A 16,078-nucleotide genomic window follows, 5' to 3' on the forward strand; every position below is an offset into this window, starting at 1 on the left:
GCGCCGGCCATGAATTCATCGTGACGGTTGCGTCGACGCGCGGTACGCGCGCACCGCGTCGACCATCCGCGCCCGAGCATCGTGCGGCAACGCGAAGCGCCGGCACGCATGCTCGGCGGCGAACATCACGGCGACGAGCGGCAGCGACAGGTAGTTTGCGAACGTCGACCACGCGACGATCGGCGCGGTGGCGAACATCAGCGTCGACACGGCGGCGATCGCGACGAAGAACAGCGTCCACGCGAGCGTGATGCGCCGCGTGTAGCGCGCGACGGCCGGTGTGATCGTGCCGTGGATCATCGTCGCGAAATGCGTGCACAGCGGCACCTGGCCGGCCGCGAGCGTGCGGCCGAACAGCAGCGCCATCGCGACGTTGACGCTCGCGTGTTCCAGATACAGCCCCCATTCGAAATGGCGCGCGAGCGGGATGCGCGCAGCCCACAGCGCGACGGCGGCCAGTAGCCACGCCGGCACGAGCCACGCGCGCCGCGGCGAGCGCCATGCCGCGCCGAGCGCGAGCAGCAGCGGCGGCACGAGCGCCATCGCGAGGCCGACCCCGTGCGCGCCGGGCGTCGCGGCCGCGTAGTGCGCGCCGATCTGGTACGCAGCCACCGCGGCGAGCGCGCCGACGCCGCGCACGATCGCGAGCGGCGTGCTCATCGCGGCGCTCCCGGCGCGCGACGTGCGCACGCGTCGCCGCCGGCGGCCGCGGCACGGCGGCGCACGGGCGGGCAAACGGGGGCGAGGCAAATGGACGGGCGCGGCATGGCTGCTGGAAACATCGGGCGTATCGTGAGGCCGGACGCGTTCGTCGGGCCGTCAAACATCATATGAATGGCGGCCGGGACGCGTGTCCGGGCCGGCTGTCGTGCCCGCCATTTTAGGGCCGCTGCGTGGCGGTTCGAGACGGGCGCGGCCGGGTTTTGTAACCGAATGTATGGCAGCGCACCGACGCTTTCGCGGCGACGATCCATTTCCATCCGCAGCGGCTCAAGCGTCTGCTGCGATCGGGGCCCGAAACCGGCCGTGGCGCGGCCCTTCAGTCTGTAACCATTCACGGTATACGCACCGATACCCATCCACTAGAATCCGCGTAACTTTTACAAACGACCCCCAATAACGCAGGCGGGGAAGCCGGCAGACGCCGGAGGGACGGAGATTCGCGCGGGCTTCGCACGCGCCGGGCATGCATGACGGTTGCCGTTTCCGGGTGCCTCCCGCTGCCATGGGCCGCCTGCCCGCAAGCATGATGAACGCACTGGAACAAGAGCTCGCCACGCTGATCATCGGCGAACTGAATCTCGAAGACGTCCCGCTCGAAACGGTGACGGCCGGGACCCCGCTGTACGGCGAGGGCTTCGGGCTCGACTCCATCGACATCCTCGAAATCGCGCTGCTGATCTCGAAGAAATACGGCTTCGAGCTGCGCTCGGACAATCCGGACAACAAACAGATCTTCGCGACGCTCGGCGCGCTTGCCGCATACGTCGCCGCGCATCGCACGAAGTGACGGGCGCGCACGGCGCGGCACACGGATGATTACCGCACGCGGCGGCCGTCGCTGGACGACAGGCCGCCGCGTCGATCGAGGTGAAACGCGATGAACGGAGCAAGTCGATGCGGGCGCTCGTAACGGGCGGCAGCGGCGCACTCGGGCAGGCGATCTGCACGGCGCTCGCGCAGGCCGGTCACGAAGTCTGGGTGCACGCGAACCGGAATCTCGCGCAGGCGGAGGCCGTCGCGCAGCAGATCGTCGCGGCCGGCGGCTCCGCGCACGCGATCGCGTTCGACGTGACCGATGGCGACGCGACGCTCGCCGCGCTCGCGCCGTTCGTCGACGACGCGCCGGTGCAGATCCTCGTCAACAACGCCGGCATTCACGACGACGCGCCGATGGCCGGCATGTCGCGCCGGCAATGGCACAGCGTGATCGACGTGACGCTCAACGGTTTTTTCAACGTCACGCAGCCGCTGTTGCTGCCGATGATCCGCACGCGGCGCGGACGGATCGTCAACATCGCGTCGGTCGCGGGCGTGACCGGCAACCGCGGGCAGGTCAACTACGCGGCCGCGAAGGCGGGGCTGATCGGCGCGACGAAATCACTGTCGCTGGAGCTCGCGTCGCGCGGGATCACGGTGAACGCGGTCGCGCCCGGCATCATCGAATCGTCGATGGCCGACCATGCGTTTCCCGCCGAACGGATCAAGCAGCTCGTGCCGGCGCAACGCGCGGGCCGCCCCGACGAAGTCGCGGCGATGGTCGCGTATCTGGTATCCGATGCGGCCGCCTATGTGACGGGACAGGTGCTGTCCGTCAACGGCGGGCTCGCATGACGACGCGCGCTGCGTCGGCTTGACGCGAAGCAACGGCGCGCAACGCGGCGCGTGGCTCGGGTGTCGCGAGCCTGCGCCGCATAGTGAGGAAATCGAAGTGTCAGTGCATCCAGTCGACGCCGAACGGCAAGCATGTTCCCTGTCGTCCGCCCCGAACGCGGTGGCCCCCGAGCACACGGCAGCCGCGCCCGCCGCATCGCGAGCGGGCATCCCGTCCGCGACGAACGGCGGCAGCCGTGCGCTGCGGCTCGCCCGGATCGATCACGCACGGCTGGCCGCGCTGCTGCACGATGCGCACCAGCGCGGCGACGCATTCGAGCACCTGTTTCCCGGCGCGCTGGGCGCGGTGTGCATCGGCGCGGCCGGATCGCCGGCCGATGCGATGACACGCATGCTCGCCGTCGCCGCGCCCGAGCTGCCGCTCGCACCGGTGCCGATTACGCTGCTCGATGCCGGCGGCCACGCACACGGCGACGCGGTCTGCGAAATCTGGCAGTGCGACGCGCCCGACTTGCGCAGCGCGCGACGCGGCGCGCTGCAATATCGCTACAGCGAAACCGCGGGGCTCGTGTTCGGCAGCATCGTCGTGCAGGAAACGCAGGAAGCGACCGATATGGCGGATCACGACGGCGGCACGCCGCTCGAACGCGCGACCTACGATGCGTACCGCGCGCTGTTCGACGTGCTCGATACGCTCGATCTGCCGCATCCGCTGCGGATCTGGAACACGGTGCCGGCGATCAATGCGCATCAGTTCGGGATCGAACGCTATCGTCAGTTCAATATCGGCAGGCAACGCGCGTTCGACGCGTGCCGCCGCGCGCTGACGGGCAGCGTGCCGGCCGCCTGCGCGCTCGGTTCGGTCGTGCCGGTCACGGGCGACACGCCGCCGGCCGCGCCGCTCGCGATCCATTTCATCGCGAGCCGTACGCCGGCCGATCCGGTCGAGAACCCGCGCCAGGTTAGCGCGTATCACTACCCAGCCGAGTACGGCCCGCGTGCGCCGACGTTCGCGCGCGCGGCCGCATGGACCGACGGCGCCGCGGCACCGCTGCTGTTCGTATCGGGCACCGCGAGCATCGTCGGGCACCGCACCCTGCATCGTGGCGATGTCGTCGCGCAAACGCGCGAAACGATCGCGAACCTGGCGGCCGTGCTTGAGCAGGCGGCGCGGCAGGGGCACGGCCCGTTCGCGCTCGCCGATCTGAGCTATCGCGTCTACGTGCGCGACGCCGGCGACACCGCGGCGCTCGCCGCGATCGAACGCGCGCTGCGCGATGCGGCCGGCGCCGACGTGCGCGCGCTGTTCGTCCACGCGCACGTGTGCCGCGACGATCTGCTGGTCGAGATCGACGCGAGCGCCGGCCATCCGCTGGAGCCACTGTCGTGAAGCGCGCGGGCCTGTCGCTGCGCGAACCGTCGCCGCATGCGGGCGACGTCGAGGAAGCCTGTCGGCGCGCGCCGCCAGGTCATACACTTTTGTCAGGATCATCGTCTTCGCAATCGGCCGTTCCCATGTCCAAGCTGCACGCGTCGTCCACCCATCTCGTGTTGATTCCGAGCTACAACCCGGGCCTCAAGGTCGACACGACCGTACGCAACGCCCGCGCGCAGTGGAACCCGGTGTGGGTCGTCGTCGACGGCAGCACCGACGGCAGCGCCGAGCGGCTGCAGGCGATGGCCGAGCGCGATCCGGGGCTGCGCGTGATCGTGCTGCCGGAGAACCGCGGCAAGGGCGCGGCGGTGCTGGCCGGCCTCGACGCGGCGGCCGCGAGCGGCTTTACGCACGTGCTGACGATGGATTCCGACGGCCAGCATCCGGCCGGGCTGATTCCCGAATTCATGGCCGCCTCGCAGGCGAGCCCGGACGCGATGGTGCTCGGTCTGCCGAAGTTCGACGCGAGCGCGCCGCAGCTGCGCGTGCAGGGCCGGCGGCTGTCGAACGGCTGGGCCGACCTCGAGACGCTGTGGGCCGGGATCGGCGATTCGCTGTACGGCTTTCGCGTGTATCCGGTCGCGCCGCTCGCCGCGATCATGCATCGGCAGCCGTGGATGCGCGGCTTCGACTTCGATCCGGAAGCGGCCGTGCGGCTGTGCTGGGCCGGCGTGCGGCCGATCCGCATCGAGGCGCCGGTGCGCTACTTCGGCGCGCACGAGGGCGGCGTGTCGCATTTCCACTACGGTCGCGACAACGCGCTGCTCGCGTGGATGCACCTGCGGCTGTTCGCCGGTTTCGTGCTGCGGCTGCCGCTGCTGGCCGCGCGGCGGCTGATGCGGCGGCCGCGTTCGGCGTTCAGCCGGTCGCCCGGCCGCGGCGATTGACTGCGGTTGGTCATTAATCCGCCGAGAAAGCGCGCGGTTCATTCCGGATCGACCGGTCATCAATCTGTCATTCGATGTAAACATCTGGTAATTTTCTGCCGGATTATGCAAAATCGCCGCTCCCAACTACAACTACCGAGGGATCCGGGATGCATATCAAGAAAGCAGCGGCAGCGTGTGGCATGGCGTTCCTGTTGAGCGCATGCGGCGGCGTGCAGAATCTCGACGCGAACAGCCTCACGTCGGCGGGGACCAACCTGTACAAGGCGGCGACGCTGTCGGACAGCGACATCGCGGCACTGTCGAACGACTCGTGCAAGGCGAGCGACGCCGAATCGAAGATCGCCGCGCCGAACAGCGCGTACGCGAAGCGCCTGACGAAGGTGATGAAGGGCTTCGGCGACATGACGCTGAACGGCCAGAAGATCAACTACAAGGTCTACATGACCAAGGACGTCAACGCGTGGGCGATGGGCAACGGCTGCGTGCGCGTGTACAGCGGCCTGATGGACATGATGAACGACGACGAACTGCGCGGCGTGATCGGTCATGAAATGGGCCACGTCGCACTGGGTCACTCGAAGAAGGCGATGCAGACCGCCTATGCGGTCAGCGCGGCGCGCACCGCGGCCGGCGCGGCATCGCCGGGCGTCGCGACCCTGACGAGCTCGCAACTCGGCGACATCACCGAGAAGTTCATCAACGCGCAGTTCTCGCAGACGCAGGAAAGCGCGGCCGACGACTACTCGTTCGACCTGATGAAGCAAAAGAGCATGAACCAGAAGGGCCTCGTCACCGCGTTCCAGAAACTCGCGCAACTCGATGGCGGCAAGAGCTCGATGATGAGCTCGCACCCGTCGTCGTCGAGCCGTGCGCAGCACATCCAGGATCGCATCGCGAAGGGCAGCTGATCGCCGATCGCGGCGCCGGCTTCGTCCGGCGCCCGGGATGAACCAAACCCCACGCTCTTTCGGGCGTGGGGTTTTGTTTTTGCGGGCCCGGAAAGCGGCCGCGCCGTCTGCTTACGGCACCATTCCCGGCAGCAGGTAGGCCTGCACGAGCGTGATCAGGCCGACGATCACCGCGAACAGCAGGCTGTGGCGCACCGTGAAGCGGAACAGATCGGACTCCTTGCCGACCAGGCCGGTCGCCGCGCATGCCACCGCGATCGACTGCGGCGAGATCATCTTCGCGGTCACGCCGCCCGTCGTGTTCGCGGCGACCGCGAGCGTCTCGGGCACGCCGAGCTGGTGCGCGGTCGCCTGCTGCAGCGAGCAGAACAGCGCGTTGGACGACGTGTCCGAGCCGGTCAGGAACACGCCGAGCCAGCCGAGGAACGGCGAGAAGAACGGGAACGCGGCGCCGGTGCCGGCCAGCATCAGCGCGAGCGTCGACGACATCCCCGAGTAATTCGCGACGAACGCGAACGCGAGCACGAGGCCGATCGACAGGATCGGGCGCGTGAGTTCCTTCAGCGTCTCGCCGAACGTGACGAGCGCGTCGCGCGGCTTCATCCGCAGCAGCGCCATCGAGATCAGCGCGGTCACGAGGATCGCGCTGCCCACCGCCGACACGAGGTCGAGCTTCAGCACCGCGTCGAGTGCCTTCGGCGTCGCGGAGATCGGCGCGGTCTTCACGACGAGCTGGTCGAGCCCGGCCACATGGAACTTCAGGACGGTCGACGCGAGCGCGCCGTGCGCGGCGAACAGCGCCTTGAACGGCGCGATGCTCCATACGGTGACGACGGCCGTCAGGATCAGGAACGGCGACCACGCGCGCACGGTCTGCGCGAGCGTGTACGGCGACGCCTGGCGGCTTGCGCCCGAACCGTTGCCGCCCGCGCCGAACCCCGCGAGCGCCGCCCCGCCGCCGGACGCGACGACGCCGCCTGCCGTCTGCTTCGCGCTGCTCGGCTGCCAGACCTTCAGGAACACGGCCAGCGACACGAGGCTGACGAGCGACGACGTGATGTCCGGCAGCTCGGGCCCGATGTGGTTCGACGTGAAGTACTGCGTGACCGCGAAGCTGCCGCCCGCGACGAGCGCGGCCGGCCACGTCTGCCGCACGCCGCGCAGCCCGTCCATCATGAACACGAGCCAGAACGGCACCGCGAGCGACAGCAGCGGCAGCTGCCGGCCGGCCATCGCGCCGATGTGGAGCGGGTCGATGCCCGTCACCTGCCCGGCGACGATGATCGGAATGCCCATCGCGCCGAACGCGACCGGCGCGGTGTTCGCGATCAGGCACAGTCCGGCCGCGTGCAGCGGCTTGAAGCCGAGGCCGACGAGCAGCGCGGCCGTGATCGCGACGGGCGCGCCGAAGCCGGCGGCGCCTTCGAGGAACGCGCCGAACGAGAAGCCGATCAGCAGCATCTGCAGCCGCTGGTCGTCGGTGATCGACAGCACCGACGCGCGGATGATGTCGAACTGGCCGGTCTTCACGACGATCTTGTACAGGAACACGGCCGCGACGATGATCCACGCGATCGGCCACAGGCCGTACGCGAAGCCGAAGCCGGCCGCCGCGAGCGCCTGCGGCACGGGCATCCCGTACGCGACGATCGCGACGCCGAGCGACAGCAGCAGCGTGATCGCGGCGGCCACGTGCCCCTTCATCCGCAAGGCGGCTAGCGCGATGAAAAAGAAGATGATCGGAATTGCGGCGACGAACGCCGACAGCCCGAGGCTGCCGAGTGGCGTGTAGATCTGATGCCAAACCTGCATGGTTGTCTCCTCCATGGATTTATCGGGGTACGGGTTTGAAAGCGGGGTGTTCTATTCGGGCTGGCCGCGCGCGCGCAGCAGGTCGGACAGGCTGCGCGGCGCCGGCTCGAGCGGCGTGCGGTGCTGCGTCCAGCCCATCTGCTTCGCGGGCGTCAGCGCGCGCAGCCGCGTCGCGGTCCAGCGGAACGCGCGATATGCGCGCGGATGCGCGAACGCGCCCGACCAGAAGCGCCACACGAGGTCTTCCGCGCGGTTGTAGTTCGCGCCCTGGCCGCGCAGCGGATGCGCGACGGGCTCGTCGGGCTTGCGGTTCGCCTCGGTGCGCAGCCGCACCAGCAGCTGCGGGATCGGAATCCGGACCGGGCACACCTCGCCGCATGCGCCGCACAGCGTCGACGCGGTCGGCAGGTCGGCCGTCGCGTCGAGGCCGAGCAGGTGCGGCGAGATGATCTTGCCGATCGGGCCCGGATAGGTCGTGCCGTACGCGTGGCCGCCGATGCGCGTATAGACGGGGCAATGGTTCATGCACGCGCCGCAGCGGATGCACTGCAGCGTCGCGCGCAGCTGTTCGTCCGCGTACGCCTGCGTGCGGCCGTTGTCGAGCAGCACGAGATGCAGCTCGCGCGGGCCGTCGAGCTCGCCGTCGCGGCGCGGGCCCGAGATCAGGTTGAAGTAGGTCGTGATCGCCTGGCCGGTGGCCGAACGCGTCAGCAGGCTCGATAGCGGCACGATGTGCTCGAGCTTCTCGACGACCTTCTCGATCCCCATGATCGCGACGTGCGTATCGGGCACGGTGGTCGACAGCCGGCCGTTGCCCTCGTTCTCGACGAGCCACAGCGTGCCCGTGTCGGCCGCCGCGAAGTTCACGCCGGACAGGCCGATGTCGGCTTCCGCGAACGCGCGCCGCAGCGCGCGCCGGCCGGTCTGGATCAGCTCGTCGACGTCCTCCGTGTAGCGCGTGCCGGGGATGTGCCGCTCGAACAGCTCGGCGATGTCGCCGCGCGTCTTGTGGATCGCCGGCATCACGATGTGCGACGGCTTCTCGCCCGCGAGCTGCACGATGAACTCGCCCATGTCGGACTCGATGCAGTCGACGCCGTGATCCGCGAGGTAATGGTTCAGCTCGATTTCCTCGCTCGCCATCGACTTGCCCTTGATCACGCGGCGCGCGTGGTTCGCCTGCGCGATGCCGAGCACGATCGCGTTCGCGTCGGCGGCCGTTTCCGCCCAGTGCACCTGCACGCCGGCGGCGGTGAGCTTTGCCTCCAGCCGCTCGAGCAGCGCCGGCAGTTGCGCGAGCGCGTGCTGTCGCACGGCTTCGCCGAGATCGCGCAACTGCTGAAGCTCGACGTCGTCGGGGAACTGGGACGTACGCTTGCCCTGCAGGAAGTCCATCGCGCCGCGAAAGCTTTGGCGCAGCGCGGGATCGTCGAGCGCGGCGCGCGCACGGGCCTTGAAGTCGCCGGGGGTGACGAATTGCAGCGGTTGGTCGCTCATCGCGGCAGCTCCTGGCAGGCGGTTGCGGCCGGTTCGGCGGCCGGCCCGGTGACGATCACGACCCAGAGGTGGCGCGGGCCGTGGGCGCCGTACGCGAGGGTCTGCTGGATATCGGACGTCTTCGACGGGCCCGACACCAGTACGACGTTGGTCGGCATGCCGGCGTGCCAGCGCTCCGCGTGCACGGCCGCGTGAAGGTCGGCATGCAGCGTGTTCGCGTGGACGAGTGCGACGTGCAGCGGCGGCACCAGCGACACCGTGCGCGGCGTGCCGGCATCGGGCGCGAGCACCACGGTGCCGGTCGTCGCGATGCCCGAGCGCGCGACGGTGAAGCCCGCATCGATCGTGTCGAACAGCTCGGCTTTCCACGCGTCGATCGGCCGGTCGAACGGCACCGGCGCGACCGCGTCGGGCAGCGCCCTTGCGAGCGCCGCGGATTCGGCGCGGGCCGGGTCGAGCAGCAGGCGGCGCACGCCGGCGTCGGCCAGACGCGCGGCCAGCTGCGCGGGCCACGCGTCGGCGCTCGCGCACCAGACGTCGGCATGCGACGCGGCGAGCGCGGCCTGCATCGTCTGCGCGAGCGCAAGCGGGTCGGGTGCGGCGGGCGCGCGCCGCGCGGCGTAATGCGTGTCGATGCGCGCATCGAGCGCCGGTGCGGCATTCGCGGCGACGCCGGGCGCGGCGGCGCGCAGGCGCGCGAGGATCGCGTCGCGCGCGCTCATTGCGCATCCCCGCGCAGCGAGCCGGCACCTGCCGTGCGGCGCCACAGGAAGCTCGCGAGATGCTCGACGGGCAGGGGAGCGCCAGCCTTCTCGGCCGCGTGACCGATGTTCAGCAGGCAGCCGCAATCCGCCGACACGAGGCGCTCGCAACCGGTCGCGCAGGCCGATGCGACCTTGTCGGTCACCATCGCGCCGGAGATGTCGGGATGTTTCAGCGAAAACGTGCCGCCGAAGCCGCAGCATTCCGATTCGCGTTCGTGTTCGATGCGCGTGACGCCCGGCAGCGCGTCGACGAGCGCGACGCCGTGCACGCGGGTGCCCATCTCGCGGCGGGCCGCGCACGACGTGTGCAGCACCACGCGTTCGTCCGGGCCGGCATTCGCGGTGACGGCATCGAGCCGCACGTGGAGCACATGGACGAGGAATTCGGCGAGTTCGTAGGTGCGCTCCGCGATCGCGCGGGCCTTCGGGCCGTGCACGGGATCGTCGGCGAACAGCGCCGGCCAATGGTGCCGGATCATGCCCGCGCACGAGCCGGACGGCACGATCACCGGCCAGGGCTCGGCGAACACGTCGAGCTGCGCGGCCGCGACGCGGCGCGCCTCGTCGGGATTGCCGCTGCTGTACGCAGGCTGCCCGCAGCAGCTCTGGCCGCGCGGATAGTGGACGGTCAGACCTTCGCGTTCCAGCAGGCGCACCGTGTCGAGCCCGGCTTCGGGGACGAACAGGTCGACCAGGCAGGTCGCGAACAGGTAGACGTGCGCGGGGGCGGCGGTGGGGTAGTGCCTTTCGTTCATGTCTCGCTCCAGGTGCGGCGGCCCGGCATGCGCATGCGGGACGACGATTTCGCTTTCGCTGCATAATTCCCGCGACGGCGCCGAAGCTCAAATTGGTTGGGCCAATCGACGCGACGAGTATTTCGGAGGGGGAGACGGCGATGGCGGCGATGACGGCACGGGGCCGGACCGAAGTGGTGATGCGCAAGATCGAGACGGCGCTGCTCGACGGCACGTGGCAGGCCGGCGCGCGGCTGCCGGCCGAGCGCGTGCTCGCGCAGCAGTACGGCGTCGCGCGCAACACGGTGCGCGAGGCGACCCAGCGGCTCGTCGCGCGCGGGCTGCTGCAGAGCCGGCGCGGCGCGGGCGTGTATGTAACGGACCAGTTGCGCGCGGGCATCGCGTCGCCGTGGGGCCAACTGGTCGCCGACCACCCGGCGTTGCGCGACGATATTCTCGAATTCCGTCGCGTGCTCGAAGGCGCGACCGCGTATTTCGCCGCGCTGCGCGCCGACGCGAGCGATCGGCGCCGGATTCGCGCGCTGCTGCGCGAGCTCGAAACCGCGCACGCGAACGACGATGCGGCCGTCGAGGCGTCGGCCGATGCGAAGCTGCACGAGGCGATCGCGCTCGCGTCGCACAACACGATGTTCCTGCACCTGCATACGAGCGTGATCGGGATGCTGCGCGAGCACATCTCGATCAACGTTGCGGGGATGACGACGCACGAGCAGGCGTCCGAACTGTTGCTGCAGCAGCACCGGGTGGTGTGCGACGCGATCTGCGCGCAACGGCCCGAGGAGGCGCGCACCGCGATGCAGACGCATATCGACTACGTGCGCAGCCACTTCGAGCGAAGTGGCGACGCGCCGTGAGATTGGTTGGACCATGGCCGCCTCAGGCCCGCATGGCGGAGGGTCGCGAGTCGCCGGGGCGCGCGCCGCGGGCGACGCGCGTTTTGCTGCGGCGCGGCGCCACCCGCGCCGGCCGCGCGATTGACCGGTTCATCCGGCGCCCACTAGAATCGGCTGGAGCCGCCTGTCAGCCGCGCGCCGCGGCGATCGCGGACCCATTGATCCGCCTGTCGAGGAAGTTTCCGTGCTTACGTCTTTGATTCGGCGCGCGCCGGCCGCGCTGTCGTGGCGCGCCGTGTGCCGCCCGACCCGCGCGCTGATCGTCTGCGCGCTGCTGCCGCTCGTCGCCTGCGCGACGCACCCGCCCGCCACCTCGCTCGATCGCCCCGTGTCCCACGCGTTGTCTGCCGATACCGCGACCCCGCTGCGCGATGCGCTGGCCGCGCCGGGAGCCGCGCATCCGGGGCAATCGGGCTTCCGCTTGCTGGCCGACGGCGCCACCGCGTTGCAGATGCGCATCGCGCTCGCGCGCGCGGCGACGAAGACGCTCGACATGCAGTACTACATCGCGACCGAGGATACGACCGGCAAGCTGCTGCTCGGCGCGGCGCTGTACGCGGCCGATCGCGGCGTGCGCGTGCGGATGCTGGTGGACGACCTGAACTTCGACGACATCGACCGCGTGATGGCCGCGCTGAATACGCATCAGAACATCGAGATCCGCGTGTTCAACCCGTTCGGCGCGTCGCAGCGCGGCATGGTCGAGCGCACGGCCAACTTCTTCACGCGGATCGACAGCTTCACGCGCCGGATGCACAACAAGGCGATGATCGCGGATAACCAGCTCGCGATCGTCGGCGGCCGCAATCTCGGCGACGAATATTTCAGCGCGAGCCCGACGCTGCAGTTCCGCGATCTCGACGTGCTCGCGGCCGGCCCCGTGACGCACGACATCTCGAAGAGCTTCGACGACTACTGGGCGAGCGCGAGCAGCTATCCGCTGCGCGTGCTGAATCATCAGAAGTTCGATCCGAAGGATCTCGACGCGATGCGCGACGAGCTGCGCGAGCACTGGCGCAAGAACGCCGACCCATACAACGCGAAGCCGCTGAACGCGACACCGCTCACGCAGCAGATCGCGCGCGACCAGCTCGAGCTCGTGTGGGCGCCGGCCGAATTCAAGGTCGATGCGCCGGACAAGATCGCGCGGCCGACCGACGCGTACGTGAGCCCGCCGATGCAGCGCCTGGGCGAGCTCGCGCGCGGCGCGCGCAAGGAATTCCTCGCGTTCTCGCCGTACTTCGTGCCGCACGACGCCGGCGTGAAGATCCTCGGCGATACGACCGCGCGCGGCGTGCGCGTCGCGATCGTCACGAATTCGCTCGCGGCGACCGACGCGGTCGCGGTGCAGGCCGGCTATGCGCCTTATCGGATCCCGTTGCTGCAGCGCGGCGTCGAGCTGTACGAATTCAAGGCGCAGCCGGACCAGCCGCCGACCCGGCTGTTCGGCTCGCGCTCGCGGGCGAGCCTGCATGCGAAGGCGTACGTGATCGACCGGCAAATCCTCGTGATCGGATCGCTGAACCTCGACCCGCGCTCCGCGCACCTCAACACCGAGCTCGCGCTCGTGATCCACAGCCCGGTGCTCGCGCAGCAGGCCGCGGCGATCTTCGCGCGCGTGACGGCGCCCGACGAAAGCTATCGCGTCACGCTCGCGAAGCAGGCTGACGGCGGCCGGCCTTCGCTCGAATGGACCGGCATCGACGGCGGTCAGCCGAGCACGTATCACGTCGATCCGCATGCCGGGCTGAAGCGCAACGTGATGACCGGCATCTTCATGTTGCTGCCGGTCGACGATCAGCTGTAAGGGCCGGAACGACTCAGGCCAAACCCGCGATTCCGGTGCGCGGGGAAAGGTGATATGGTTGTGTGCGCAACGATATGCGCGTCGTGACGGCACCGGCGGACGGCTCGCGCAATGCGAGCCGGAGCGGCGCCGAACGACGCGCCCAACCACGCGCCTGACGAAGCCGAACCAGCCGCCGCGCCGCGTGCGACGCCAGCAGACGCCCGACAATGCACGCAGCCGCCCGCGCGGCCGCGTCCGTCCGCCACCGGAGTGCCCCATGCAACGTGTATCGAACCAGCCGTTCACGCGTCCCGCCCGTTTCTCCGAGGCCGAATGGCAGGCGCGCGTGCAGCTCGCGGCCGCCTACCGAATCTTCGACCATCTCGGCTGGACCGAGCTGATCTACAACCATATCTCGCTGCGCGTGCCGGGCGAGGACGGCCATTTCCTGATCAACCCGTTCGGGCTCCATTACCGCGAGGTATGCGCGTCGAACCTCGTGAAGATCGACATCGACGGCAACGTGATCGGCCATTCCGACTGGCCGATCAACCCGGCCGGCTTCACGTTCCACAGTGCGATCCATGCGGCGCTGCCCGACGCGCACTGCGTGATGCACGTGCATACGACACCGACGATGGCCGTGTGCTGCTCGCGCGACGGGCTGTCGTTCTCGAACTTCTATTCGGCGCAGCTGTACGGGAAGATCGCGTATCACGATTTCGAGGGCATCACCGTGCATCTCGAGGAAGGGCGGCGCATCGTCGAGAGCGCCGGCGGGCGGCCCGTGCTGCTGCTGCGCAACCATGGGCCCGTGACGATCGGCGCGACGCTCGCGCAGACCTTCTCGCTGATGTGGCTGCTCAATCGCGCGTGCGAGGTGCAGGTCGCGACCCACGCGATCGGCGACGCACTGCCGATCGCGCCGCCGGTGCTCGAGGGCTGCGTGCGCGATTCGCTGAATTTCGATCCGAAGCACGGCGCGGGGCAGGACGCGTTCGACGCCTTGCAGCGCATCGTCGATCGCATCGATCCGGGCTATCGCGCGTGAGGCAGGCGGCGGCGCGCGCCGGCTAGAACCGATAGCCGAGGCCGGCCTGGATCACGTCGGTGTCGCGATCGTAGCGCGTGACCACGCGGTTCCACGTGACGCGCGTGAGCCAGCGGTCCGAGATCCGATAGCTCGCCGAAATCGACACGATGCCGGAGAGCCGGCCGCCGGCCGCGTTCGGCTCGGCTGCGCGATTGTGCTGGTCGACCGTGACGTACGCGCCGGCGCCGGCCGACAGCGTGACCTTGTCGTTCAGGAATGCGCGCGTGAGCCACAGCTGGGATGCGATACCGTTGCGACGGACGCCCTGTTTCGCGCCTTCGTACAGCCACGTCGCGGTCCAGTCGATCGAGCGGGTGAGGCCGCGCCGGTATTCGAGACTGCCGCCGAGCGTCGACGGCGACGAGCGGCTGTTGAGGATCGTCTCGCCGAGCATCGCGGTGACTTCGTTGTTCGTGACCTTGCGCGTGCGCGGCAGCGCGGTGTCGCGCGGGCCCGGCGTGTCGGGCGCGTCGAGCTGGTAGCCGACGCCGAACATCACCGACGTCGTGGCCGGGCCGCTGAACACCTGCGCGCGATTGAGCTGCAGCTGCGCGATCCAGCGGTGCGACGTGTAATACGCGGCGCGCACGCTCATCAGCACGCCCCAGCCGTGCGTGTTCGAGTAGCCGCGGCCTTCGCCGGCCGGCACGGTATCGAAGTAGCGATACGGGCCGACGCCGGCCGACAGCACGAAGCGGCGATTCTCGAGCGGCACGCGGCCCCAGAACTGCACGGCCTGGCCATCGCGGTGATGATTCGGTATGTGGCCCTCGTTGTACCAGGTAAACCCGAGCGCGGTATGCGCGCTCAAGCCTTCCTGATAGTCGAACGCCCACGCATACGAGCGGTCGCCGCCGCCCCACAGCGAGCCGGCGAACAGCGAGAATTCCTGCGCGTCGGCAGGTGCGCCGTAAAACGCGGCGATCGAGCAGAGGCTCGCCAGCAGCGGGCGGACACGGACGGGGCGGGTCGGGCAGGGCATCGGGAGGTGGGCCGGCACGGTTCACTTTCCAGTCACGACAACACCCGGGCATTGTCCCGCGCGCGCAAGCCGGTGTCGACGCGGGTTTGCACAACAACCTGTTACGGAGCATGACCGTGCACGCGGTGCGTCGTCACGTCGTCGCGTCGGACGGTGGCCGTGCCGCGCGGGCAAAAAAAACGCGGCCGGATGGCCGCGTGAATACTCGCAGACTCCTTCGGACGAAGGAAACAAGCAACTGTGAAACGAAGTGTAGCGAAAGGCCGCGCACGGATTCAGCGCTCCCGCTGGAAAGGTCTGTTCCAGATTCCGGCAGGCGCCGACGCGGCATGGGGCTGCCGGATCGGCGGCGATCGACTACCATCATGTCACGCCCCCGTCCGGGCGGCGTACCACGTCGTTCAAGGAGGATTCATGCCGAAGCTGCGTTTGCTCCAGGTGGCGTTGCTCGCGGGCGTGCTGGCCGCCGGCGGTGCCGCTGCCGAAACGGTGCGCCTGTCCGCCAACCTGCAGCCGTCGAGCGAGGTGCCGCCCACCGCGACGAAGGGCTCCGGCGCCGTCGACGCCACCTACGACACGGCCACCCACATGCTGCATTGGACGGCGACGTACGAACACCTCACGGGGCCGGCGACCGCCGCGCACTTCCACGGGCCCGCGCCGGTCGGCCAGAACGCCGGCGTGCAGGTGCCGGTCCCGAAGGACGAGCTGGCGAGCCCGATGAAGGGGGCGAAGGAGCTCACCGACGCGCAGGTGACCGACCTGATGAGCGGCAAGTGGTACTTCAACGTGCACACGAAGGAGCATCCGTCCGGCGAGATCCGCGGCCAGATGATGCCGGCGAACTGAGCCGGCCGGGCGCGCGACGGCGTTTGATATAGAGGCTCCCGTCGAGCGGCGCGGCGGCGATCGCACGTACCATCGTC

15 protein-coding genes are annotated in these 16,078 nt (G+C 69.4%); 9 read left to right on the forward strand and 6 right to left on the reverse strand.

Annotated features, from left to right (window positions below):
* Positions 1 to 15: 15 nt before the first annotated feature.
* Entirely contained in the window at positions 16 to 660 is a 645-nt protein-coding gene (locus ABIC50_RS26770; RefSeq protein ID WP_354167984.1) for a COG4648 family protein, read from the reverse strand.
* A 565-nt stretch (positions 661 to 1,225) separates the two neighbouring features.
* Between ABIC50_RS26770 and ABIC50_RS26775 the strand changes: the two genes are divergently transcribed.
* From ABIC50_RS26775 to loiP, 5 genes are all read left to right on the forward strand, one after another.
* Positions 1,226 to 1,510, forward strand: a complete 285-nt coding sequence (locus ABIC50_RS26775) for a phosphopantetheine-binding protein (RefSeq protein ID WP_006755109.1) — start codon at positions 1,226 to 1,228, stop codon at positions 1,508 to 1,510.
* 107 nt (positions 1,511 to 1,617) lie between these two features.
* The gene (gene fabG, locus ABIC50_RS26780) at positions 1,618 to 2,334 is read left to right on the forward strand and encodes a 3-oxoacyl-ACP reductase FabG (RefSeq protein ID WP_354167986.1); all 717 of its coding nucleotides are present in this window, start codon (positions 1,618 to 1,620) and stop codon (positions 2,332 to 2,334) included.
* Between the two features lie 97 nt (positions 2,335 to 2,431).
* Positions 2,432 to 3,724 carry a chorismate transformation FkbO/Hyg5 family protein gene (locus ABIC50_RS26785; RefSeq protein WP_354167988.1) on the forward strand — a complete coding sequence of 431 codons (1,293 nt, stop codon included), beginning with the start codon at positions 2,432 to 2,434 and terminating at the stop codon, positions 3,722 to 3,724.
* Between the two features lie 125 nt (positions 3,725 to 3,849).
* Complete coding sequence (locus ABIC50_RS26790) at positions 3,850 to 4,656, forward strand: glycosyltransferase family 2 protein (RefSeq protein WP_105832891.1); 807 nt, start codon at positions 3,850 to 3,852, stop codon at positions 4,654 to 4,656.
* A gap of 149 nt (positions 4,657 to 4,805) precedes the next feature.
* The gene (gene loiP / locus ABIC50_RS26795) at positions 4,806 to 5,567 is read left to right on the forward strand and encodes a metalloprotease LoiP (protein ID WP_166726298.1); all 762 of its coding nucleotides are present in this window, start codon (positions 4,806 to 4,808) and stop codon (positions 5,565 to 5,567) included.
* A gap of 111 nt (positions 5,568 to 5,678) precedes the next feature.
* On the opposite strand, the gene ABIC50_RS26800 is transcribed toward loiP, so the two are convergent.
* The 4 genes from ABIC50_RS26800 to ABIC50_RS26815 are packed head-to-tail and all read right to left on the reverse strand — an operon-like array spanning position 5,679 to position 10,395.
* Positions 5,679 to 7,379 carry a lactate permease LctP family transporter gene (locus ABIC50_RS26800; RefSeq protein WP_354167990.1) on the reverse strand — a complete coding sequence of 567 codons (1,701 nt, stop codon included), beginning with the start codon at positions 7,377 to 7,379 and terminating at the stop codon, positions 5,679 to 5,681.
* 51 nt (positions 7,380 to 7,430) lie between these two features.
* Positions 7,431 to 8,876, reverse strand: a complete 1,446-nt coding sequence (locus ABIC50_RS26805; protein WP_354167992.1) for a LutB/LldF family L-lactate oxidation iron-sulfur protein — start codon at positions 8,874 to 8,876, stop codon at positions 7,431 to 7,433.
* Positions 8,873 to 9,598, reverse strand: a complete 726-nt coding sequence (locus ABIC50_RS26810; RefSeq protein ID WP_354167994.1) for a LutC/YkgG family protein — start codon at positions 9,596 to 9,598, stop codon at positions 8,873 to 8,875. Before ABIC50_RS26810 ends, ABIC50_RS26805 begins: the two co-directional genes overlap by 4 nt.
* Complete coding sequence (locus ABIC50_RS26815; RefSeq protein ID WP_354167996.1) at positions 9,595 to 10,395, reverse strand: (Fe-S)-binding protein; 801 nt, start codon at positions 10,393 to 10,395, stop codon at positions 9,595 to 9,597. The genes ABIC50_RS26810 and ABIC50_RS26815 overlap by 4 nt, the downstream gene beginning before the upstream one ends.
* A 140-nt stretch (positions 10,396 to 10,535) precedes the next feature.
* Between ABIC50_RS26815 and ABIC50_RS26820 the strand changes: the two genes are divergently transcribed.
* The 3 genes from ABIC50_RS26820 (at position 10,536) to ABIC50_RS26830 (ending at position 14,128) form a co-directional block, all read left to right on the forward strand.
* Positions 10,536 to 11,249, forward strand: coding sequence for a FadR/GntR family transcriptional regulator (locus tag ABIC50_RS26820; protein WP_011657917.1), 714 nt, complete (start codon positions 10,536 to 10,538; stop codon positions 11,247 to 11,249).
* A 223-nt stretch (positions 11,250 to 11,472) separates the two neighbouring features.
* Positions 11,473 to 13,095, forward strand: a complete 1,623-nt coding sequence (locus ABIC50_RS26825; RefSeq protein WP_175736485.1) for a phospholipase D family protein — start codon at positions 11,473 to 11,475, stop codon at positions 13,093 to 13,095.
* A gap of 259 nt (positions 13,096 to 13,354) precedes the next feature.
* Complete coding sequence (locus ABIC50_RS26830) at positions 13,355 to 14,128, forward strand: class II aldolase/adducin family protein (protein ID WP_354167998.1); 774 nt, start codon at positions 13,355 to 13,357, stop codon at positions 14,126 to 14,128.
* A gap of 22 nt (positions 14,129 to 14,150) precedes the next feature.
* On the opposite strand, the gene ABIC50_RS26835 is transcribed toward ABIC50_RS26830, so the two are convergent.
* Positions 14,151 to 15,152, reverse strand: a complete 1,002-nt coding sequence (locus ABIC50_RS26835) for a hypothetical protein (RefSeq protein WP_175660439.1) — start codon at positions 15,150 to 15,152, stop codon at positions 14,151 to 14,153.
* A 414-nt stretch (positions 15,153 to 15,566) separates the two neighbouring features.
* On the opposite strand from ABIC50_RS26835, the gene ABIC50_RS26840 reads away from it, so the two are divergent.
* The gene (locus ABIC50_RS26840; protein WP_011657914.1) at positions 15,567 to 16,001 is read left to right on the forward strand and encodes a CHRD domain-containing protein; all 435 of its coding nucleotides are present in this window, start codon (positions 15,567 to 15,569) and stop codon (positions 15,999 to 16,001) included.
* Positions 16,002 to 16,078 lie beyond the last annotated feature (77 nt).

The organism is Burkholderia sp. 567, from assembly GCF_040545115.1.
Lineage (GTDB): Bacteria > Pseudomonadota > Gammaproteobacteria > Burkholderiales > Burkholderiaceae > Burkholderia > Burkholderia ambifaria.

Bases quoted from the DNA above. Each gene is read 5' to 3' on its own strand.
- ABIC50_RS26770 (WP_354167984.1), bottom strand. From the start codon at position 660: ATGAGCACGCCGCTCGCGATCGTGCGCGGCGTCGGCGCGCTCGCCGCG.
- ABIC50_RS26775 (WP_006755109.1), top strand. From the start codon at position 1,226: ATGGGCCGCCTGCCCGCAAGCATGATGAACGCACTGGAACAAGAGCTC.
- fabG (WP_354167986.1), top strand. From the start codon at position 1,618: ATGCGGGCGCTCGTAACGGGCGGCAGCGGCGCACTCGGGCAGGCGATC.
- ABIC50_RS26790 (WP_105832891.1), top strand. From the start codon at position 3,850: ATGTCCAAGCTGCACGCGTCGTCCACCCATCTCGTGTTGATTCCGAGC.
- loiP (WP_166726298.1), top strand. From the start codon at position 4,806: ATGCATATCAAGAAAGCAGCGGCAGCGTGTGGCATGGCGTTCCTGTTG.
- ABIC50_RS26800 (WP_354167990.1), bottom strand. From the start codon at position 7,379: ATGCAGGTTTGGCATCAGATCTACACGCCACTCGGCAGCCTCGGGCTG.
- ABIC50_RS26805 (WP_354167992.1), bottom strand. From the start codon at position 8,876: ATGAGCGACCAACCGCTGCAATTCGTCACCCCCGGCGACTTCAAGGCC.
- ABIC50_RS26810 (WP_354167994.1), bottom strand. From the start codon at position 9,598: ATGAGCGCGCGCGACGCGATCCTCGCGCGCCTGCGCGCCGCCGCGCCC.
- ABIC50_RS26815 (WP_354167996.1), bottom strand. From the start codon at position 10,395: ATGAACGAAAGGCACTACCCCACCGCCGCCCCCGCGCACGTCTACCTG.
- ABIC50_RS26820 (WP_011657917.1), top strand. From the start codon at position 10,536: ATGGCGGCGATGACGGCACGGGGCCGGACCGAAGTGGTGATGCGCAAG.
- ABIC50_RS26830 (WP_354167998.1), top strand. From the start codon at position 13,355: ATGCAACGTGTATCGAACCAGCCGTTCACGCGTCCCGCCCGTTTCTCC.
- ABIC50_RS26835 (WP_175660439.1), bottom strand. From the start codon at position 15,152: ATGCCCTGCCCGACCCGCCCCGTCCGTGTCCGCCCGCTGCTGGCGAGC.
- ABIC50_RS26840 (WP_011657914.1), top strand. From the start codon at position 15,567: ATGCCGAAGCTGCGTTTGCTCCAGGTGGCGTTGCTCGCGGGCGTGCTG.